Annotated in this window: 1 protein-coding gene; it reads left to right on the top strand. The window is 73.4% G+C overall.

Translation table 11 applies throughout. From position 1 onward, the window contains the following. The coding region (locus AB0D10_RS46280; RefSeq protein ID WP_360269135.1) for an amino acid adenylation domain-containing protein at positions 1 to 1,703 on the top strand (1,703 nt) is incomplete at both ends.

Here is a 1,703-nt window from a genome sequence, read left to right as displayed (position 1 = left end):
ACGTCCTCGACACCGAGGAACGCCACCGGATCCTCACCACCTGGAACGACACCGCCCTGCCGACGACCCCGGCCACCCTGCCGCAGCTCTTCCAGGCCCAGGCAGCCCGCCACCCACAGGCCGAAGCCGTGGTCTTCGGCGCACAGCGCCTCAGCTACGCCGACCTCGACATCCGCAGCAACCGCCTCGCCCACCGCCTGATCGCCGCCGGCATCGGACCGGAGAGCCTGGTCGCGCTGGCGCTGCCGCGCTCTGTCGACCTGCTCACCGCGATGCTGGCGGTGCTGAAGAGCGGAGCGGCCTACCTGCCGCTGGACCTGGCTCACCCGGCCGCCCGGATCGCCTTCCAACTGGACGACGCCCGGCCGAGCCTGGTGATCACCTCGGCGGCGAGCACCGCTGTACCGGACGGCACCACAGTGCCCCGGCTGGTGCTCGACGGGCCGGAGGCGACCGCGGCCCTCACCGAGCAGTCCGGCGACCCGGTGGCGGACACCGACCGGACGACGCCCCTGCTGCCGACGCATCCCGCGTACGTGATCTACACCTCCGGCTCCACCGGACGCCCCAAGGCGGTCGTGGTGCACCACGCCGGCCTCGCCAACCAGTTGGCGTGGCTGGCCGCCGACCACGGGCTCGCCCCCGACGACGTCGTGCTGGCCCGCACCTCCACGGCCTTCGACGCGTCGGTGTGGGAGCTGTGGCACCCGCTGGCTTCCGGTGCTGCCGTCTGTCTGACTCCCGACGGCCTCGGCGGCGACCCGCGCGCACTCCTCCGCTACGCCGCCGAACACCGGGTGACCGTCGCCCAGTTCGTCCCGTCCCAGCTCGCCACGCTCCTCGACGAGGGTCGGATCGGCTCGCTGCGGCGGCTGTTCTCCGGCGGTGAGCCGCTGAGCGCGGACCTCACGCGGCGGATCACGGACAGCTGGAACGTCCCGGTCACCAACCTCTATGGCCCTACCGAGACGACCGTCCAGATCGCCTCCGCCACCGGGGATCCGACGGCGTCCACGGCGACGGTGCCGCTCGGGCGGCCGGTCCACAACACCCGGTTCTTCGTCCTGGACGCCGCGCTGCGTCCGGTCCCGCCGCGCGTGGCCGGGGAGCTGTACATCGCGGGCCCCCAGTTGGCGCGCGGCTACCTGGGTCGTCCCGGCCTGACCGCCGAACGCTTCGTCGCCTGCCCCTACGGCGAACCCGGCCGCCGCATGTACCGCACCGGCGACATGGTGCGCTGGACCACCGGCGGAGAACTGGAGTTCGTCGGCCGCACCGACGACCAGGTCAAGATCCGCGGCTTCCGCATCGAACCCGGCGAGATCCAGGCTGTCCTCGCCGCCCACCCCGCCGTCGCCCAGACCGCCGTCCTCGTCCGCGAGGACACCCCCGGCGACAAGCGCCTCGTCGCCTACCTCGTCCCCACCCCTGACACCGACGAAGCCGGGCTGCCGGCACAGGCCCGCGCGGCGGCTGCGGAGCGGCTGCCGGAGTACATGGTGCCGTCGGCCGTGGTGGTGCTGGAGTCCCTGCCGCTGACGGCCAACGGCAAGCTCGACCGCCGGGCCCTGCCGGTCCCCACCTACTCGACCGGCGCCGGCCGCGCGGCCGCCACCCTGCGCGAAGAACTGCTCTGCACCGTCTTCGCCGAAGTCCTCGGCCTGCCCTCGGTCGGCGTCGAGGACAGCTTCTTCGACCTCGGC

The organism is Kitasatospora sp. NPDC048545, from assembly GCF_040651155.1.
Taxonomy (GTDB): Bacteria; Actinomycetota; Actinomycetes; order Streptomycetales; family Streptomycetaceae; genus Kitasatospora.
The sequence above is the reverse complement of the archived record's forward strand: the minus strand, read 5'-3'. Positions and strand labels throughout refer to the sequence as shown.